Source organism: Raoultella sp. (assembly GCF_039594335.1).
Lineage (GTDB): Bacteria > Pseudomonadota > Gammaproteobacteria > Enterobacterales > Enterobacteriaceae > Klebsiella.
The window spans coordinates 14322-28086 of the sequence record NZ_JBCNNS010000054.1; the positions used below are offsets into that span (position 1 = coordinate 14322).

The following is a 13765-nucleotide window of genomic DNA, read 5'->3' on the forward strand; positions in this document are numbered from 1 at the left end:
AAAACGTGATTTATCGCCAGCAGAAATCAGGCGTCTGATGTGTGATGAACAGGTATTGCGGGAGATAAAAAATGGGAGTAAAGAAAGTATGAAGGGTTATTTCGCATATCTGAAGGAGGCCTGATGTCCTATTCTCATCTGCTCGTTGCCGTCGCCCCAACGCCGGAAAGCCGCGTGCTTATCAATAAAGCGGTCTCTATCGCACGTCCGCTGGATGCCAAAGTCAGTCTGATCACGCTGGCCACCGATCCGGAGTTATATAACCAGTTTGCTGCGCCGATGCTGGAAAATCTGCGGGACTTAGTACATGAAGAAACGCGAGATTTTCTCTCCGGACTGGCGAAAGAAGCCGATTATCCTATCGATAACGTGACGATTGCCAGCGGCGAACTTAGCCACCACATCAAGAATTTTTGCCAGCAACATCACGTGGACCTGGTGATATGCGGCAATCACAACCACAGCCTGTTTTCGCGCGCCACCTGCTCGGCAAAAAGCATCGTCGGCAGCAGCGGCGTGGACGTTTTACTGGTTTCCCTTGAAAAAGGCTGACACCAAAGGCATCAGCCTGTCTCTCCTACCTCACTATGCCAGTTTGGGAAAAGTCGAGACTTTGTGTTGCAATCGGCTCTCCTCACTGCGCGGCTCAACCTGCTTTAAATCGGTAATGAACCGCTCCTGCCAGCGATAGATATCATTATCCTTGATGACCGCCAGCATCTCCGCATGACGCGCAATGCGTTCCGCCAGCGGCATCGTCAAGCCACGATCCAGCGCTGCCGCCACCTCGTCGCGATCGTAGGGATTAACGATCAGCGCACTGGTCAACTCATTTGCCGCGCCGGCAAACTGCGACAGGACCAGTACGCCAGGATTCTGCGAGTCCTGGGCAGCAACAAATTCTTTCGCCACCAGATTCATCCCGTCGCGTAGAGGCGTCACTAACCCGACATCGGAATAGCGGAAGATCTTCATCAACAGTTTGCGTTCAAAATGTTGATTCAAGTAGTACAGCGGTGTCCAGCCCAACTGTCCGTACTGGCCATTGATTCTGCCGCTGGCAGTCTCCAGCTGATGGCGAATATCCTGATACGCCTGCACTTCGCCGCGGGAGGTTGGCGCAATCTGCGTATAGCGAATCTTGCCGTGGTGCTGTGGGTATTTCTCCAGCAGGGCTTCATAGGCGAGAAAGCGCTCCGGCAGGCCTTTAGAGTAATCCAGTCGCTCAACGGAGAAGATATTTTTTACCCCCTTGAGCTCGCTTTTCAACTGCGCCAGTTTGGGTGGTAACGGCCCCTTCGCACTTCGCGCAATCTCGTCAGGATCGATACCTATCGGGTAAACCTCGGTGCGGAAATGTTTGCCCCATGCCTCATGACGTCGGTCATCTCGCGTCACCACCCGGGTCTGTAGCGAGACGCTATCAAGAAACGCCACCCTGTCATTATCGGTCTGGAAGCCAAGCAGATCGTAGTCACAGAGCTGTTCAAGAAGCTCGGCATGCGGGGGCAGTGCGTTAAAAATCTCTGGCGTCGGGAACGGAATGTGCAAAAAGAAGCCGATACGGTTATTGACCCCAAGCTTGCGCAACTCGCTGGCCAAGGGCAGCAGATGATAATCATGAATCCACAAAATATCATCCGGCTCAATCAGCGGCAGGAGCTTTTTCGCCAGGTTGGCATTGACCCGCAGGTAACCGTCCCAGGACGGGCGCTGGAAGTCCACCAGATCCAACCGATAGTGAAATGCGGGCCACAGCACGGCATTGGAAAACTGGTTATAGTATTCATCATGATCCCGCTCATTGAGCGTAAACGAGGCCCAGGTGATATTCCCTCGCGTCACTGTATTTAGCGGTTTCTGGTCATCCCCAATTTCTCCGCTCCAGCCAAACCATAATCCACCGGCGGCCTTCAGCGCGCCCAAAATACCAACGGCCAGGCCGCCCGCGCTGGCCTTTTTATCATCCGGTGGCGCAATACGATTAGATATTACGACTAAGCGCCCCATAACCCTCCCTCCTGTCATTTTGCGCATCAGGTTGTTGCTTATTATTTGCGATGCTGATTAACCAATGCTGAACAGCCGCGACATCCGGCAGACGCCATTGCGCCTGGGTGTCGCCCTTGCCAACTTTTATCGACATGCCGCCGAGCTGATTCACTACGCTAAACCCGGCTTCGTCCGTCAAATCGTCGCCAACGAATACCGGCTTGCGCCCCTGAAAAGGCGCCTCCTGCATAAACGTCGCGATCGCTTCCCCTTTATTGACCCCATGCGGCTTGATCTCCACGACACACTTACCCAACTGCAGGGCGAGAATGGGGTAACGTTTGACAATCCCCTGCGCCAGCGACAACGCCGCGCTCTGGTACGCTGGCGCCTGGCGATAATGCAGCGCAAACGCCATCCCTTTGTGTTCAAGTTCGCAGCCTGGCATCGCCTCCAGCGCCGCCCGCAGTTGCTGATCCAGTTCCCGGAGCAGCACATCAGGAAGCGTGACGATATGCGTTTTACCATTGATATCGCGGCGTTCTGCCCCGTGAACACCGGCCAGCGGCAGCCGGTAAGGATGGGTAAGCGCATCAAGCTCAACCATTGAGCGCCCTGAAATCAATGCCACCGCCCCACTCTGTTGCTGCGCGAGCTGCCTCAGCGCCTGCAGCGCATATGTAGGGATAACAACCTGATCGGGATGAGGTTTGATATCGGCAAGTGTGCCGTCGAGGTCAAAGAAAAATGCTTGATGTTCGGTTGGCACAGGCGGTACAGATATCTTGTCAGCCACCCTCTTCTCCTCCTTTCATGGCCAGCACAACGCTGGTTGTTAACGGATTGTTAGCCATGTAAGTATAGACAGTGTGACCGGGATCGCCATTTTCGATAGCTATCGCCAGCGCAGCGGGCACTGGCGATAATCGAGGATTAGACTAAAAGGTTGGGGGAGAATTAAGCAGTCCGTTTGGCTTTTTGTTTATAACGGTCGAAGATAACCGCCGCCAGCAGAATCACACCGCGCACCACGTACTGAGAGAACGGCGAGATATTCAGCAGGTTCATGGCGTTCTCGACGGTGCCGAGGATCAGGATCCCGGCAACCACATAAGAGATCTTACCGATCCCGCCTTTCAGCGACACCCCCCCCAGCACGCAAGCTGAAATGACGATCAGCTCATAGCCAATCGAGGTCATCGGCTGGCCGCTGGTCATGCGTGAGGCGAGAATGATCCCTGCCGCGGCAGAAACCAGGCCTGAGATAACAAAAATAATAATTTTGGTCCGCACCACTGGCACCCCTGCCAGGCGGGCCGCCTCTTCATTGCCACCGATAGCCAACGTATTGCGGCCAAAGGTGGTTTTGTTCAGCAACAAACCAAAAATAATCAGACAGGCGACAGTCAGCCAGATGGGGGCCGGCAGGCCAAACCAGTTGGCATAGCCTAAGGTAAAGAAGCGCTCATCTTCAATGCCGACCGCCTTACCGTCGGAGATAATATAAGCAAGGCCGCGCACAATCTGCATGGTGGCCAGCGTCGTGATCAGGGCGTTAATTTTCAGGCGGGCAATCACGAAGCCGTTAACCAGTCCGCTGATTGCCCCCAACAACAGACCGGCGGCAATCCCTACCCACATGCTTTCGGTCAGATTAATCACCACGGCCGTCGTCACGCCAGCACAGGCGATAACCGATGCCACCGACAGGTCAAAATCCCCGGATGCCAGGCAAAACAGCATGCCACAGGCCACCATACCGGACATCGAAATCGCCAGCCCCAGTCCTTTCATATTGATAAACGAGGCAAAATTGGGCACAAAAATCACGCAGCCGATAAACAACACGGCAAAAACAACCAGCATGCCAAACTGATCCCAGATTCGGGCAAAGCTAAACGAAGTCTGTCGGGCATTAGGGGTGGTAACAGAAGACATCATTGACTCCTTACTCAGGCGACCGCCTGGCTCACTTTTGGCATCGCAAGGCTTAACGCCTGCTGTTCATTGGCATCGTCATGCAGCAGTTCGCCCGCCACCTCACCTTCGCGCATCACCACGATACGATCGGCGACGCCGAGCACTTCGGGTAAATCGCTGGAGGCGAAAACGACGGCGACGCCGGAGGCCGCCAGGGCATAGATAACGTTATAGATTTCATGCTTAGCGCCCACATCAATACCGCGGGTCGGCTCATCCAGCAGGATCACTTTCATCTCTTCCGACAGCCAACGTCCCAGAATCGCTTTCTGCTGGTTGCCGCCGGAGAGATTCATAATCAGCTGCTCCGGGCCTGGGGTTTTGATATTGAGCGACTTAATATGTTGATCGGCGTTGTGCGCTTCCCAGCCGTTATTGATAATGCAGCCCGCGTGAATATGTCGGCGACGCGCGCTAATATTGATATTGTCGCGTACGGAGTGGACCGGAATAATGCCCTCCGCTTTGCGGTCTTCCGGACACAGCATCATTCCGGCCTCGATAGCCTGCGCCGGTTTACGAATATCGATCGCCTGCCCGTCGATATACACCTGACCGCCGGTGATACGGGTTCCGCCAAACAAACCTTTCATCAGCTCGCTTCGCCCGGCCCCGACCAGCCCAAACAGGCCAACGATTTCTCCGCTGCGCACCGACAGATCTACCGGCTGGCGGACGCCGGGCGCCTTAACCTGCTCCAGGCGCAGGCGCTCTTTGCCATACTCACGTGGTTTCCAGCCGTAAACATCGCCCAGCTCACGTCCCACCATCGCCTGTACCAACGCGTCATGACTCACGGTCTGCATATCATCGAAGGTGCGTACATAGCGGCCATCTTTAAATACGGTGATCGCATCGCTGAGCGCAAAAATCTCCTCCATGCGGTGTGAAACATAAATAATCACGCGCCCTTCCTCGCGCAATTCACGGATGACACGAAACAGATGATCTATCTCGCGCGCCGAAAGAGAACTGGTCGGTTCATCAAAGGCGATGACCTTGGCGTTGCGGGTGAGCGCCTTGGCAATCTCTACCATTTGCCACTGGCCAATGGAGAGATATTTCAACGGCGTTTCCGGGTCAATATCCAGCCCCAGATGCTCCAGCTGCAGACGAGCTTCGTAGTTGAGCAGTGAGCGGTTCACTAGCCCGTACTTATGCGGGATTTGTCCGAGGTAGATATTTTCCGCAACGGTCATTTCCGGAATCAGGTGCAGCTCCTGATAAATGATCGCCACTCCGGCGTTAAGCGCTTCGGTAGTGTTGGTGAATACGCGCGGCTGACCGTTTATCTGCAGGTCGCCGGCGGTGGGGATATAGTTGCCGCTGAGAATCTTCAGCAGCGTCGATTTTCCGGCACCATTTTCTCCCATCAGGGCGTGGATCTGTCCGCTGTAGCAGTCAAAACTAATATCGGAGAGTGCCTTAACGCCGGGAAACGTCATGGTAATACCGCGAAATGAGAGATAGGGGGTAGACTGTTGCATAACAACTCCGCTCTTCGATGCTCATCCTCCCGCAGAATGCGGGAGGCATGGTCAACCAGGCCTTACAGCCCTTTCTTCGCCAGCTCTTCTTTGAAATTGTCGCGCGTGATCAGCACCACATCGGTAACCGCAGTGAATTTCGGCGGTTCTACGCCTTTAGTGACCCAGTTGTAGAGCATCTCGCTGGTTTTATATCCGTGGATATCCGGGCTAGGCAGCAGAGAGCCATAGAAACCGGTTGCCTGTGCTTTGGAGAGTTCGTTAACCGCATCCACCCCATTAATGCCAATACCGATCACATCCCCGGCTTTAAAGCCCTGGCCTTCGGTTGCGCGCACGCCGCCCAGCACGGTGTTGTCATTCATCCCCACGATCAGCCAGTGTTTCACCTTAGGATGCTGTACCAGCATTGAGTTACCGGCGTCGAAGGCGCCCGGAATATCGTTGGATTTGGTAGGGACGCGGTAAATCTGTTTATCCGGGAAGCCGGCCGCTTTCAGTGCATCAATGGAGCCCGTGGTACGACGACGGGCGGTATCGAGTTCATCGGCGGTAATCGCCATCACGCCGGTATCCTTCACATCCCAGCCGCGTTTTTGCATCTCTTTGTACAGCTCCTGACCCTGACGAGCACCAATTTCACTGGCGGCCATCATCACCAGCGGCACGCTCTCCATCGGTTTACCTTTCGCATTAACGAACTGGTCATCGACGGTGATGACTTTCATATCATATCCGCGAGCTTTGGCGACAATCGCCGATCCGAGTTTCGGGTCAGGAGTACAAATAACGAAGCCCTTCGCCCCGCTGGCCGCCAGGCTGTCGATGGCATTAAGGGTTTTCTCACCATCCGGGACCGCAATTTTAATCACCTCAAAGCCCAAATCTTTACCGGCCTTATCGGCAAATTTCCATTCGGTCTGAAACCAGGGTTCTTCAGGCTGTTTCACCAGAAATCCGAGTTTAAGTGTTTCAGCCATAGCTGATTGTGACATAACCGCAGCGAGACCGATCGCCGCCAGCGCTTTAGTAAATTTGTGCATGGTAAACTCCAGCTTTATTTCGCTTTTCTGTAGGGAAGTATCGGACTTAATTTTTTTATCGGACTTAAAACAAGGCATTAGAAAAATCGCACACCGCACTGCCGTTGTTCATTAAGTAATAACCGGAAATCAATTCTCCATACGAGAGCATTATCACATCACGGAATTACAGTAATTGCGTGCATAGATTTAGCGAAAAATGACATAAAAAAAGAGCTAATTGTCAGACAATTAACCCTATGTATAGCGACATTATCCATATCACCAGCAGACTTATCCTTGTGGCGGGCGCCGCCCCCCTTCTCAGCGGGTTTCCCTAAGGTGCAACTCCCCCTTCTTCAGCCGTTTCCTTTACTGATACGACTTCTCACCAGATGAAATATCGCTCAGGAGAATTTTATTACCGCTAATAACAGAATACACCTCACTGCTCCGTTTATCTCATCCGGTAAAAATGGCGTCATCACCATTTACCTTTTTTTTACCGAAGTATCGATGCGATATGACCAAATTATGCATCAGGATTAAATTCATATTTAATAAATATGTCGTAGCCATCATCCATAGTATAAAAACCCCAGTCTGACAAAAACAATAAAATCATGAAGATATATAAACAAAGTCCAAAAAAAAGCAAAACAATATGTCTTATAAGGATATTGTAACAAAAAGTAAACCAGACTAATTGAGAGTTTCCTTAGCCTACTCTTGAGGGTATTCTCTATATATCGGCAGCCGCTAATAATTACCGATACACATAGGGAAAGTGCAAATTCATTATTTTGCCGACAATGTTACGCGTAAATATGCGTAAACAGTCTCGCATTTTATCGTTCACCGACGAAGGTTCCCGACGTACCACACGCACGAATGATAACTTCAGCTTAATAAGGATATTTTTATGGTCGTTCCTGGAATTGCTCAAAAACTCAATAATCAGATGAACCTTGAGTTCCGTGCATCAAATTTATATCTGCATCTCAGCGAATGGTGCGAACAGCAGCGTTTGAACGGCACTGCTATCTTTTTGCGCTCCCGGGCACAATCCCACGTGACGCAGATGATGCGCGTATTCGATTTTATGAAAACCGGCGGAAACTGGCCGATCGTCAAAAATGAAGACAGTTACAGCCCTAATTGTCATTCCCTCGAAGATCTGTTTACCGCGACCCTGGCCGATTATGAACAGCGTAGCAGCATGCTGTCCGGACTGACGGAAGAAGCCAAAGCGCAACGCGATGAGACCACCTGGCGCTTCCTGACGCTGCTTGAGAAAGAGCAGCAGCAAGACGGCATGCTGCTGCAAAGCGTACTTGAAGAGGTCCGTAACGCGGATAAAGCCGGTTTAGGTATGCAGCAAACCGATCGCCATCTGCTCAGTCTGGTGACACACAACGAGGATTAAGGCCGTAGCGGCGAGCACCATATTAGCCGTTCCCTCCGCGAGGATAAACCGGAGGGAACGACTGCAGTACCGCATCATCGCGCTCGCCCTGACCGGTATAGTCGCCCGGTGTTGTGAGAAGTGCTGGGGCAACAGTAAGCTATTTAAAGATGAGCAGCCGGTGCCGGTAAAGACCGCCATCTCTCATTAACATCAGGTTTTCGCCCCGCCATCGACAACGAGCGGGGCGAAACAACTCAGTGAGCTTCACCCTGCGGTGTAAACTTAAGCTCAATCAGCGCAATCGCTTTTTGGACCGCGCGCAGCGTTACCGGATCCGCCGAAGCCGGATGGCTGGCAAAATCGATGGCTTTCAACTGCGTGGTCATTTTTTCGCGTACTTCGACAGGGGTGATGACATCAATGACGTCGAGAATTTGTTTGATAACCAACTGGCAGGCGACAACGTCAGAAACCAGTTCGTCTTGTTCGGTGAGATGTTGAGACATTTATTACTCCTTTTTCGAGGAGCGTAATAGTAACCTAAATCCCGAGAGATAAAAAAACCTGCCGCAGCAGGTTTTTTTATCAGAACATACCGCCCATCGGTACATCTTTAAATGTTTTGCAGTACTGCTCGAACATGCTCTTCAGAATTTTGCGCAGCTTCATGAAGTGACTCCGGTTTTGTTATGCAAGTGTTACCTTTGATGGGCATATAATATGACTTACGTCACATAAATCAATAAAAACATGCGTTGAATCACATTTTTTTCACAAAAATATTTTATAAATAAAACAAAAGTGAGAAAAATCGCAGAGTTAAGCACCTGCGCGCTTTCCCCGCGATAAGCACCTCACCTGGCGATGGCTGACACAATGAGTACAGATATCTCTTCACGAGAAGGCCGCGCCTTCTCCACTCCCGCACTGCTGGTCGCCGGGGCATTTTTCATGGAGTTTCTTGACGGGACAGTCATCGCGACCGCGCTGCCGGACATGGCAAAGGATTTTGACATTGCAGCGGTTGACCTGAACATCGGTATCAGTGCCTATCTGATTACGCTGGCGGTGTTGATCCCGGCCAGCGGCTGGATTGCCGATCGTTTTGGCGCACGTAAGATCTTCACGCTGGCATTGGCCATTTTTACCCTTGCCTCCGTTTTTTGCGGCTTGTCCACCAACGTGGACACCTTTGTCGCCATGCGTATCCTTCAGGGGATTGGTGGCGCGCTGATGGTTCCCGTCGGCCGGCTGGCGGTACTGCGGACCACGCCGAAAGATCAGCTCATCAAAGCCATTGCCACGCTGACATGGCCAGCGCTGGTTGCGCCCATCATCGGTCCACCGCTGGGCGGCTTTATTACCCGCTACGCCAGTTGGCACTGGATATTCTTTATTAATGTTCCTTTGGGATTGATAGCTATAGTGCTGTCGCTGCGTATTATTCCCGATATCCTCGAAGTGGAGCGGCGCCCCTTTGACCTTCCCGGTTTCCTTACAACATCGCTTGCCATGGTTTGCCTGGTGAGCGCCATGGAGTTGCTTGGCGATACCCGGCCGCAAGGTTGGGCAACCCTGGCTCTGCTTGGGCTCGGTACGGGATGTATGCTGTTCTCTCTTCGCCACTTTCGCCGGGCAGACTGGCCAATGGTGCGTCTGGATGCGCTACAGGTGCCCACCTTTCGGGTTACGATGTACGGGGGATCGCTTTTCCGAGCTTCTATCAGCGCCGTTCCCTTTCTGCTGCCGCTGTTGTTTCAGGTCGGCTTTGGTATGGATCCTTTCCATTCCGGGCTGCTGGTGCTAGCGGTGTTTGTCGGCAATTTCACCATTAAACCCGTAACCACCCCGCTCATCCGGTGTCTCGGCTTCCGCCGGCTGCTGCTGATAAACGGGGCGCTCAACGTCATCTCGCTGCTGGCCTGCGCTTTTTTAACGCCGCAGACCCCGGTCTGGCTCATTTTCCTGATCCTGTTTCTCGGCGGCGTGTTCCGCTCGATTCAGTTCACCGGCGTGAGCACGCTTGCTTTTTCCGACGTCCCGCCGGCGCAGATGAGCTACGCCAATACGCTATTCAGTACCGCTTCTCAGCTGGCCGTGGGTCTGGGGATCACGCTTGGCGCGATCGGCATTCGCATTGGTGAAAAGGCCAGTGAGTGGTTAAGCCTGACCACATTGCCGGGCATCAGCTTCCGACTCTCCTTCGTCTTTATTGCCTTAATTTGTCTGGTAGGAATGGTGGATAGTCTGCGGTTGAGCAAAGATGCTGGCAGCAGCGTCTCCACGAGGAAGAAATAGAGGAAGAAATAAAAGCACGAAGGCCAGCGGGAGCTGGCCTTCGTGGGGACAAAATCGCATGCTTAGCCGACTATCTGACGGACAAAAGCTTCGATCTCTTTATCCTGGCAGTTCTCGAAAAAGCACTGCTGGAAACGCGCGCCGGAGACAGCCGTTTTGACCAGTTCCGGGTCGATAGCACGCAGAGTATCCAGATAGTTATCTTTCACCACGGCGGCTTTCACCGCATTCAGGATACCGGCGTTACGCACCTGCGGCTCTTTACGCTCCGGTGGATAACCTTCGCCATTGCGACCGGTAAAGGCTTTTTCAAAAATAAAGCGTACGTTCAGCTCGGCACCCCAGCCAAAACCTTTGGCAAAAGGCAGAGACAGCGCGTTACCGTTATTAATCTGCGCAAACAGGAAAGCATCAGCCGGATCAATACAGTAGCCGCACACCACGCCAGGGTGGATGTTCAGCGACATCAGCGCGCCCTGCCCTGTACCGCAGCCGGTCACTACGAAATCAACCGCTTTCGAATTCAACAGAATGCTGGCCATGATACCCAGATGAATATAGGTCAGATGATGGTCCTGCTCATCGCTCATCCCGACGTTGTAAACCGGGAAGTCCTTTTCATCGACAACAGCGTTTAACTGATTGAGGATGACGGCATTTTTGCTGGCCTGGCTGTTTTCCATCATCAGTGCAATTTTCATGCTTTACTCTCCTGAATGCTGTGCGGGCACTCCCGCGATCGTTCGTTAGCGTTATGATGGACCTTACTACTTAACAAACACACTTTCAAATTTTATGAAAAGTTGTTTTATAAATTAAGTGGCACTTCACATTTTTTGCTTTTGGCTCCCGCCGTACCCTTGCCAGCCTCCACGGGTACCGACGAAGCCCGTTTTCTGGGGGCCATTATCCTGCTACGCCTGACACCTTATTTCTGTTTTTATTTCGCTAATACGCACTGGCTAAAATATTAAACCGAAACCATTCTCATTACTTATTAAATTGCCAATGCGTTTTATTCCCATTTTCATTTTTAATAAATAATTTTTTTAATTTACTTTTTGCAAATAAATTAATAACAAATTATAGTGGCGACACCATTATGTTAAGTCTTTATTTTCGGAGCACACGCGATGCTGAAAACAGAAATGATCGATAAACTGAATGAGCAAATGAATCTTGAGCTTTATTCTTCTCTGCTTTACCAGCAAATGAGCGCATGGTGCAGCTACCACAGCTTTGAAGGCGCCGCAGCATTCCTCCGCCGTCATGCGCAGGAAGAGATGACCCATATGCAGCGCCTGTTTGATTATTTGACCGATACCGGCAGCCTGCCTTGCATCAACGCCATCGCCTCGCCGTTTGCCGAGTATGCATCGCTGGATGAGCTTTTCCGTGTCACCTACGAACACGAACAGCTGATTACCCAGAAAATTAATGAGCTGGCCCACGCCGCCATGACGAATCAGGATTATCCGACGTTTAATTTCCTGCAGTGGTATGTGGCTGAACAGCACGAAGAAGAGAAATTATTTAAATCTGTTATTGATAAACTGACCCTCGCCGGTAAAAGCGGCGAAGGCCTGTACTTTATTGATAAAGAACTGGCAACACTCGACACGCAGAATTAATTCTCCCGGCGGCGAAGTTTCGGCTTCGCCGCTAAATTAATGTCGGCAAATTTTACTCTCCCGCGTATTAAACCCCGCCTCTGTGGCAACAAACTTCCCCTTTTTCTGTAGAAACGCCACCAGCTCCGCTGCGCTTAAATTTTCTGCCGAGCAGGTATGAAAACGTGCATCTGCGCCGAAGCGCGTGACGATTGCCGCCTCAAGACTGGCTGTCGAGTAAGGTTCGCCCGAGGCGAGCATCATCTGCAGCACTTCATGACCATGAATCGATTGCATAACTCCTCCTGTAAAACGCCCAGAATAGCCCGGTGGCTGGCAGCAAGCTTTGCGCCAGCGCAGTCTTCAGGCGGCCTGCACAAGTGTAAATATTTAATTACAACCACTGTAACCCTCATTTGACGAGAATGATATTTTCACATACTCTGCGCGGCATATTTTATTGCTAATTCCTTCATGGATAGAGAGAAACGTGAAGAATCGCACTCTGGGTAGTATTTTAATCGTGTCCGGAACCACAATCGGCGCAGGGATGTTGGCAATGCCGCTGGCTTCTGCGGGCGTGGGCTTCAGCGTCACCTTCTGCTTACTGATCGCGCTGTGGGCGCTGATGTGCTATACCGCGTTATTATTGCTGGAGGTCTATCAGCACGTGCCTGCTGACATGGGACTCGGTTCGCTGGCGGCACGTTATCTCGGGCGTTACGGGCAGTGGCTGACCGGCATCTGCATGTTATTCCTGATGTACGCGCTGACCGCTGCCTACATCAGCGGCGCGGGTGAACTGCTGGCCTCCAGCCTCAACCAGTGGCTGGGCTGGTCGCTTCCTCCTGCGGGCGGCGTGCTGCTGTTTACCGCCGTTGGCGGCGCGGTAGTCTGCCTCGGCACATCGCTGGTTGATCTGTTTAACCGTTTCCTGTTTAGCGCCAAGATCATTTTTCTCACTATTATGCTGGCGCTGTTGTTGCCACATATTCACCGGATCAATCTGCTGACGCTCCCGCTTCAGCAGGGCATGGCGCTGTCGGCGATCCCGGTGATTTTTACCTCTTTCGGTTTTCACGGCAGCGTGCCGAGCATCGTCAGCTATCTTAACGGCGATATTCGCAAGCTGCGTCGGGTCTTTATCATCGGCAGCTTTATCCCGCTGGTCGCCTATATTTTCTGGCAGCTGGCGACACTCGGTAGTATTGATTCACCGGCATTGACTGCGCTGCTGGCGCAAAATGCCGGCCTGAACGGGCTGCTGGAAGCACTGCGCGAAGTCGTGGCGTCGCCGCACGTTGAACTGGCTGTGCATCTGTTCGCCGACCTCGCGCTGGCGACCTCGTTCCTCGGTGTGGCGCTTGGCCTGTTTGATTATCTGGCAGATCTGTTCCAGCGTAAAAACAGCCCCGGCGGTCGTTTGCAAAGCGGTGCAATCACCTTCCTTCCGCCGCTGGCCTTTGCCCTGTTTTATCCGCGCGGCTTCGTGATGGCGCTGGGCTATGCCGGCGTCGCGCTGGCGGTGCTGGCGCTCATGCTCCCCTCGCTGCTGGTGATGAAGAGTCGGAAACAGCACCCTGACGCACCCTGGCGGGTCGCAGGGGGAACACCGACGCTGTGGCTGGTTCTGCTGTGCGGTATCGCGATTGTCGCGATTCAGTTTTGCATCGTCGCGGGTCTGCTGCCGGCGGTAGGATGTAAATAATCTACCTGCGTAGCAGGTGGCTTTGACACAGCCCCCTAAAAGGGGGCTTAAACACTCCCCTTCCAGTCCGGGCTGTATTTATCTCTCTTCTTCCTCTTTGGCTACCTTGTCCTGGTACCGGACATATCGTCGAATTATTTCTTCGTTTGCCCCTACCGGGTCCACAAAATACCCTCTTTGCCAGAAGTGATTTCCCCAAAGCTTGTGCTTCCTGAGATAAGGATACTTCGCGAACAGCCTGATGGCCGTCCGTCCTTTCA

Annotated in this window: 15 protein-coding genes; 5 read left to right on the forward strand and 10 right to left on the reverse strand. The window is 52.4% G+C overall.

Translation table 11 applies throughout. The features are described from left to right. Nucleotides 1–123: 123 nt before the first annotated feature. Nucleotides 124–552, forward strand: coding sequence for a universal stress protein UspC (gene uspC, locus ACZAHD_RS11655; protein WP_462456911.1), 429 nt, complete (start codon nucleotides 124–126; stop codon nucleotides 550–552). A 33-nt stretch (nucleotides 553–585) separates the two neighbouring features. On the opposite strand, the gene otsA is transcribed toward uspC, so the two are convergent. The 5 genes from otsA to ACZAHD_RS11680 all read right to left on the reverse strand — a co-directional run bounded on the left by otsA (nucleotide 586) and on the right by ACZAHD_RS11680 (nucleotide 6502). Next, complete coding sequence (otsA, locus tag ACZAHD_RS11660) at nucleotides 586–2010, reverse strand: alpha,alpha-trehalose-phosphate synthase (protein WP_462456912.1); 1425 nt, start codon at nucleotides 2008–2010, stop codon at nucleotides 586–588. Then, nucleotides 1985–2788: a trehalose-phosphatase gene (gene otsB, locus ACZAHD_RS11665; protein ID WP_462456913.1), complete on the reverse strand. Its 804-nt coding sequence runs from the start codon at nucleotides 2786–2788 to the stop codon at nucleotides 1985–1987. Before otsB ends, otsA begins: the two co-directional genes overlap by 26 nt. 161 nt (nucleotides 2789–2949) lie before the next feature. Then, complete coding sequence (gene araH / locus ACZAHD_RS11670) at nucleotides 2950–3930, reverse strand: L-arabinose ABC transporter permease AraH (protein WP_462456924.1); 981 nt, start codon at nucleotides 3928–3930, stop codon at nucleotides 2950–2952. 14 nt (nucleotides 3931–3944) lie between these two features. Further along, nucleotides 3945–5459 (reverse strand): L-arabinose ABC transporter ATP-binding protein AraG, encoded by a 1515-nt coding sequence (araG, locus tag ACZAHD_RS11675; RefSeq protein WP_462456914.1) that lies wholly within the window; start codon nucleotides 5457–5459, stop codon nucleotides 3945–3947. A 62-nt stretch (nucleotides 5460–5521) separates the two neighbouring features. Continuing rightward, a complete protein-coding gene (locus tag ACZAHD_RS11680) occupies nucleotides 5522–6502 on the reverse strand; it encodes an arabinose ABC transporter substrate-binding protein (RefSeq protein WP_462456915.1) in 981 nt (326 codons plus the stop codon). Nucleotides 6503–7403: 901 nt separating this feature from the next. Between ACZAHD_RS11680 and ACZAHD_RS11685 the strand changes: the two genes are divergently transcribed. Continuing rightward, entirely contained in the window at nucleotides 7404–7907 is a 504-nt protein-coding gene (locus tag ACZAHD_RS11685; RefSeq protein ID WP_462456916.1) for a non-heme ferritin-like protein, read from the forward strand. Nucleotides 7908–8143: 236 nt separating this feature from the next. On the opposite strand, the gene ACZAHD_RS11690 is transcribed toward ACZAHD_RS11685, so the two are convergent. Both ACZAHD_RS11690 and azuC read right to left on the reverse strand, forming a co-directional pair. Beyond that, complete coding sequence (locus ACZAHD_RS11690; RefSeq protein ID WP_462456917.1) at nucleotides 8144–8395, reverse strand: DUF2766 family protein; 252 nt, start codon at nucleotides 8393–8395, stop codon at nucleotides 8144–8146. Between the two features lie 79 nt (nucleotides 8396–8474). Beyond that, complete coding sequence (gene azuC, locus ACZAHD_RS11695; RefSeq protein ID WP_462456925.1) at nucleotides 8475–8558, reverse strand: stress response protein AzuC; 84 nt, start codon at nucleotides 8556–8558, stop codon at nucleotides 8475–8477. A 207-nt stretch (nucleotides 8559–8765) separates the two neighbouring features. Between azuC and ACZAHD_RS11700 the strand changes: the two genes are divergently transcribed. Beyond that, nucleotides 8766–10187 carry an MFS transporter gene (locus ACZAHD_RS11700; protein ID WP_462456918.1) on the forward strand — a complete coding sequence of 474 codons (1422 nt, stop codon included), beginning with the start codon at nucleotides 8766–8768 and terminating at the stop codon, nucleotides 10185–10187. Nucleotides 10188–10249: 62 nt separating this feature from the next. Here the strand turns inward: ACZAHD_RS11700 and ACZAHD_RS11705 are convergent, their stop codons facing one another. Next, entirely contained in the window at nucleotides 10250–10888 is a 639-nt protein-coding gene (locus ACZAHD_RS11705) for an RpiB/LacA/LacB family sugar-phosphate isomerase (protein WP_462456919.1), read from the reverse strand. A gap of 432 nt (nucleotides 10889–11320) precedes the next feature. On the opposite strand from ACZAHD_RS11705, the gene ftnA reads away from it, so the two are divergent. Continuing rightward, nucleotides 11321–11818 carry a non-heme ferritin gene (ftnA, locus tag ACZAHD_RS11710; protein WP_462456920.1) on the forward strand — a complete coding sequence of 166 codons (498 nt, stop codon included), beginning with the start codon at nucleotides 11321–11323 and terminating at the stop codon, nucleotides 11816–11818. Nucleotides 11819–11854: 36 nt separating this feature from the next. Here the strand turns inward: ftnA and ACZAHD_RS11715 are convergent, their stop codons facing one another. After that, nucleotides 11855–12094, reverse strand: a complete 240-nt coding sequence (locus tag ACZAHD_RS11715) for a YecH family metal-binding protein (RefSeq protein ID WP_462456921.1) — start codon at nucleotides 12092–12094, stop codon at nucleotides 11855–11857. A 193-nt stretch (nucleotides 12095–12287) separates the two neighbouring features. Here ACZAHD_RS11715 and tyrP point away from each other — a divergent pair, with 193 nt between their 5' ends. Beyond that, nucleotides 12288–13505 carry a tyrosine transporter TyrP gene (gene tyrP / locus ACZAHD_RS11720; RefSeq protein ID WP_462456922.1) on the forward strand — a complete coding sequence of 406 codons (1218 nt, stop codon included), beginning with the start codon at nucleotides 12288–12290 and terminating at the stop codon, nucleotides 13503–13505. A 78-nt stretch (nucleotides 13506–13583) separates the two neighbouring features. On the opposite strand, the gene ACZAHD_RS11725 is transcribed toward tyrP, so the two are convergent. Continuing rightward, nucleotides 13584–13765: transposase (locus ACZAHD_RS11725; protein WP_462456923.1), on the reverse strand; the 182-nt coding region annotated here is incomplete at its 5' end.

Excerpts from the sequence above, each read along its gene's own strand:
- uspC (WP_462456911.1), top strand. The coding sequence starts at position 124 with ATGTCCTATTCTCATCTGCTCGTTGCCGTCGCCCCAACGCCGGAAAGC.
- otsA (WP_462456912.1), bottom strand. The coding sequence starts at position 2,010 with ATGGGGCGCTTAGTCGTAATATCTAATCGTATTGCGCCACCGGATGAT.
- araH (WP_462456924.1), bottom strand. The coding sequence starts at position 3,930 with ATGTCTTCTGTTACCACCCCTAATGCCCGACAGACTTCGTTTAGCTTT.
- araG (WP_462456914.1), bottom strand. The coding sequence starts at position 5,459 with ATGCAACAGTCTACCCCCTATCTCTCATTTCGCGGTATTACCATGACG.
- ACZAHD_RS11680 (WP_462456915.1), bottom strand. The coding sequence starts at position 6,502 with ATGCACAAATTTACTAAAGCGCTGGCGGCGATCGGTCTCGCTGCGGTT.
- ACZAHD_RS11685 (WP_462456916.1), top strand. The coding sequence starts at position 7,404 with ATGGTCGTTCCTGGAATTGCTCAAAAACTCAATAATCAGATGAACCTT.
- ACZAHD_RS11690 (WP_462456917.1), bottom strand. The coding sequence starts at position 8,395 with ATGTCTCAACATCTCACCGAACAAGACGAACTGGTTTCTGACGTTGTC.
- azuC (WP_462456925.1), bottom strand. The coding sequence starts at position 8,558 with ATGAAGCTGCGCAAAATTCTGAAGAGCATGTTCGAGCAGTACTGCAAA.
- ACZAHD_RS11700 (WP_462456918.1), top strand. The coding sequence starts at position 8,766 with ATGAGTACAGATATCTCTTCACGAGAAGGCCGCGCCTTCTCCACTCCC.
- ACZAHD_RS11705 (WP_462456919.1), bottom strand. The coding sequence starts at position 10,888 with ATGAAAATTGCACTGATGATGGAAAACAGCCAGGCCAGCAAAAATGCC.
- ftnA (WP_462456920.1), top strand. The coding sequence starts at position 11,321 with ATGCTGAAAACAGAAATGATCGATAAACTGAATGAGCAAATGAATCTT.
- ACZAHD_RS11715 (WP_462456921.1), bottom strand. The coding sequence starts at position 12,094 with ATGCAATCGATTCATGGTCATGAAGTGCTGCAGATGATGCTCGCCTCG.